A 4,092-nucleotide genomic window follows, 5' to 3' on the forward strand; every position below is an offset into this window, starting at 1 on the left:
GCGCGGGTGGAGGGCGGCCGGTTCGGCGCGCGCGACGTTCGGGAGAAAGCCGAGGCAGGGCACGCCGAGGGCCGTCTCGACCTGACGTCGGAACCGCAGGCGCCGCGAGAAGGCCTCGCGGGCCACGGCCATCAGGCAGCCCGCCCCCAAGCCCAGCGCCAGGCTTCCACCGAAGACCTTGATGGCCGTCGGGAACGAGCGTGCCGTGGGCACTTGCGCCGCTGTGATGATGCGCGCCTCGGTCATCGGGAAGCTCTGCTTCTGTATGCCGTCGACGTACCGCGACATGAAGGTGTCGCGGATCGTCTTCACCGTCGCCGACGCACTCTCGAGCTGAGCTGACGTCGGAACCGCAGGCGCCGCGAGAAGGCCTCGCGGGCCACGGCCATCAGGCAGCCCGCCCCCAAGCCCAGCGCCAGGCTTCCACCGAAGACCTTCGTGGCTTTCGGAAAGGAGCGGAGCGTCGGCACCTTGGCATTCGTGAGGATCCGAATCTCGGTCATCGGGAAGCTCTGCTTCTGTATGCCGTCGACGTACCGCGACATGAAGGTGTCGCGGATCGTCTTCACCGTCGCCGACGCACTCTCGAGCTGNCTCGGTCATCGGGAAGCTCTGCTTCTGTATGCCGTCGACGTACCGCGACATGAAGGTGTCGCGGATCGTCTTCACCGTCGCCGACGCACTCTCGAGCTGCGCGAGTTGAAAGCGTGCCTCGAGCGCCAACAGCGATCGCTCCGACAGGTCGGCGAGTTCCTTCTGAACGCTCTGCTCCTTGATCTGCGCGATGGCGAAGTCGCTGCGCGCACCTTCGAGAATGCGCTGGACCTCGTCGTTCAGCGAACTCTGAAGCTCGTTCATCTTCGCGCGGGCTTTGATCGTCGCTTCGTGCGTCGCGCCATACCGGACGGTGAAATCCGCCATCTGGCGCTTCGCGTCGGCATAGGCTTTGCGAAGCTGGATGATGACGATGTTCGAAAGTTCGTCGACGAGCGCGTTCTGCACCCCGCCGGTCCTCGCCATCTCGTTGATCTGTGCGACCTTTGCTTCCGCGCCGGCACGGGCGAAGCGGGCTTTCAAAGCGACCTGACTCAAATCGAAGACACGTTGTTCTTCGATAAAATGTCCATCCGTCGTCACAATGTTATTCTTCAGACGATAGTCCGTGACCGCGCGTTCCGCTTTAATTGCGTCGTTCTGGAGCTGTGTAATGCGTTCCGAGAACCAAGCGCTCGCCTTCTCGGAGGGCAAGCGCTTGGCATCCATCTGATCGTCGATGTAGGCCTGTGCGAGCGCATTCGCGAGGCGTGCGGCCTTCTCGCCGCTGCGCGCCGTCACCGTGACGGTGATGGCGTAGGACAGTTCTGCGCGCTCTACGCTGGTTGCCTTACGCAAGGCCTCGATCGCCCTCGAGCGACGCACGTCCATGGGCTCGGCTTCCGGGTCATCGGCGAGGCCGAGACCCGCGAACAGCGTCCGGATCATCGACGGGGAGCCGATGAAGTCCGGATCGGTGTCCAGCTTTTCGGAGATCACGGTCCGTTCGAGAACACCGGTCGAATTTAGGACTTCGATCTGGCTGAGCAGAGCCGAGCTGTCGATTCGGCCCGTCGATTTCGACTCTTCATCGACGACGGCCAGTCGCTTGAAATCGACCAGGACCGTTGCGGACGCCTTGTAGGACGACGGGGCGAACAGGAAAATCAGAGTGCCGATCGCAAGGGCAATCAGGACGACCCGAACGATGAGCCGACGCTGGCGACGAAGAACGCCAGACAGGAAACCAAGACTTTCCGGATCCCCCGAAGCCAATTTGCCGAAGGGCATTCCCGGCGTCGCGCGCGAATCGCTTGTCAGCATAGAGCCTCATGGGCGGGAATCTCGGCCGGTTGGGCCGAGGAGTCGGCGAGAGCCGTCGCCAATTCGATTGCGTCTGCAGTCTTAGACGATCGGCAACGCCTTCGCTATCGCGTGGTGCCGCCTGCAGAGACCGTGTGCTTCGACCGGCAGCGCCCGACGGCATCGGCCGATCGCGGCGTTCGATCCCGGCCTGGGGTGTGACGGATCGAGCCTGAAGCGATGGGGCCCGTCGATCCTGGCTGATCCTCTCCATCGGCCCGATCCGAAGCCGGCCGGTCAGGTCCGCGATCGTCCTCCTGTTTTCCAGGTCGCGCCAGCGGCTCGTACCCCTGGATCCGTTCCTGATGTTTGCCTCGGCAAATGCACAGATTTCGCGGAAATCGGTGCCGCGGAGACACAGTCAAATCGTCTAAATACCATTCCAATAACGACAAATTTGCAAGAAAACAAAGATCTTTAACGCTGTTTCTGGGTGGCAATTGAAATTCCGCATCTGCCGTGATCGCTTAAAGGCTCAGGGAGAATCAGATGCCAGCGCCACAAATTGTTTCGCCCATTCCGCCGCACAGTGATTTACCGCCTGGGCAATATGAATTCCAGGACGGCCCGTGGGTCGTCGAAAGCATCATCGTCGACGAACTGGGCCGGCAGACCTTCAGGTCCAGCTACGACTCTCGAACGGGAGTTCTCTCGACCCTAAAATATCTTTCGGATGGCACTTCTACGTCTTTGAATGACAAGGGGGGTAAATCGATCATCGTATCTGTCTTCAATGAGAAAGGCTGGATCGTTTCCCAAGACGATGTCACGAACGGCATTTCGCGTGCCTGGGACTACGATGCCGCCGGGTTCATCAAACACAGTTCGGTCGAGATCGATGCCCGGTCTCCGAGCCCCGGACAGGAACCGGAAACGGATCGGGTCCCGGATTTTTCCTGGACCTCTCAGGACGAATACTTCGGCCCCTACGAAACGCCCGCGCTGAAGGTGCTCACGTCGGACACCGAAGGGCTTCGCGTCGCCTACGACCTCACGGGGACCGTCACGAAGGTCGTCCATAGCTTCGAGACCGGAGCCCTGTCGAAGACCGTCGATCAGTGGGACGACAGCGTCGGCGCGCGCATCCCTCACCGCCACGTCGCGTATGATCAGACCGGCAAGATCGTCCTGGAGGATCGCTTCGACAAGGCCGGCGTGCTGACGTACGAAACCAAGACGCTCCTCGACGGCGCGCATTACGCCATGAACGTCGCGGCCGACGGCACGCACATCCAGATCACGGAGACCGATGGTGCCATCCGGCTCCAAGAGGTCGTACGCCCGGACGGATCGTTATTCGTCAGCAAGCTCAGCACCTTCGCGACCGTTGAAAGCACGCCGCACAACGATGTTTTCACCAGCTCGAATGGCGGTGCGACGTTCATCTTCGCCGATGGCTTCGGCCAGGACGTGATCCGCAACTTCCACGCGGATGGTCCCCATCAAGACCGGATCATCATCGAGACGGGCCGAGAGGTGAATCTGTGGAGCCACAACGGCACCGATACGATCATCACGGTCGGCAACGGCGGGTCGGATACGATCATCCTCAAGAACGTCACACCCGACCATATATCGCTGAGCGATCTCTTCATCGTCTGATCGCTCAGGTCGGCTCGGCCCGGAGGCATAGGTAGACGCGTGATCCGAGATCGCCCTGGTCCTTCCTGATCGAGAGACCTTCGAGACGACACGGCCTGCGAGCCCACGCGCGTGCTCGCAGGCCGCCCGTGCTCCAGTCTCCCCGAGGTTTGGCAGGATCTCGGGGCCTCGGCCGCGCTGCGCCTCCCCCCTCATCGGATGAGCGGCGTCCACGGTCCGCGTGACTCTCAGGAAAACCGACCGTCGATCGGTCCCCGCCCAAGGCAGATCCGCACCCTGCGCGCGTCGGCAGATGTCGTTTAGTACGAGCTGTAACGTTGCAGTAATCAAACCGAAAGGTTGTGCGATTTCTTCGCGCAAAAGCCTGGAGTCGACTGAGATCCAACGAATCCAACGCATAGCTTAAAAGAAAGCTTTAACCCCCACTCCTAGCTTGCCCCTGAGAACTGATCGCAGCGCGCAATCAAGATGCGCTATCGGCTCGGGGGCTGAACCATGTATGTCGCTTCGGATCTTTTCGGGATTGGCCGTAACAACGGCTTGACCAGTGTCGCCGGCCTCGACGTGGCGGTGGGCGCGCTTCAGCCCCACGCA

1 protein-coding gene and 2 pseudogenes are annotated in these 4,092 nt (G+C 61.3%); 1 reads left to right on the forward strand and 2 read right to left on the reverse strand.

The genetic code is table 11. From position 1 onward, the window contains the following. Both ASG51_RS24770 and ASG51_RS24775 read right to left on the reverse strand, forming a co-directional pair. Positions 1-312: pseudogene (locus ASG51_RS24770) on the reverse strand (exopolysaccharide biosynthesis protein); the annotation flags it as partial. After that, positions 309-593, reverse strand: a pseudogene (locus ASG51_RS24775) (exopolysaccharide biosynthesis protein); the annotation flags it as partial. The pseudogenes ASG51_RS24775 and ASG51_RS24770, both read right to left, overlap by 4 nt. Positions 594-2,385: 1,792 nt before the next feature. On the opposite strand from ASG51_RS24775, the gene ASG51_RS15085 reads away from it, so the two are divergent. Then, positions 2,386-3,498, forward strand: a complete 1,113-nt coding sequence (locus ASG51_RS15085) for a hypothetical protein (protein WP_156389738.1) — start codon at positions 2,386-2,388, stop codon at positions 3,496-3,498. The last annotated feature ends 594 nt before the right edge of the window (positions 3,499-4,092 follow it).

The sequence above is a fragment of the Methylobacterium sp. Leaf465 genome (genome assembly GCF_001424705.1).
GTDB lineage: Bacteria > Pseudomonadota > Alphaproteobacteria > Rhizobiales > Beijerinckiaceae > Methylobacterium.

Excerpts from the sequence above, each read along its gene's own strand:
- ASG51_RS15085 (WP_156389738.1), top strand. The coding sequence starts at position 2,386 with ATGCCAGCGCCACAAATTGTTTCGCCCATTCCGCCGCACAGTGATTTA.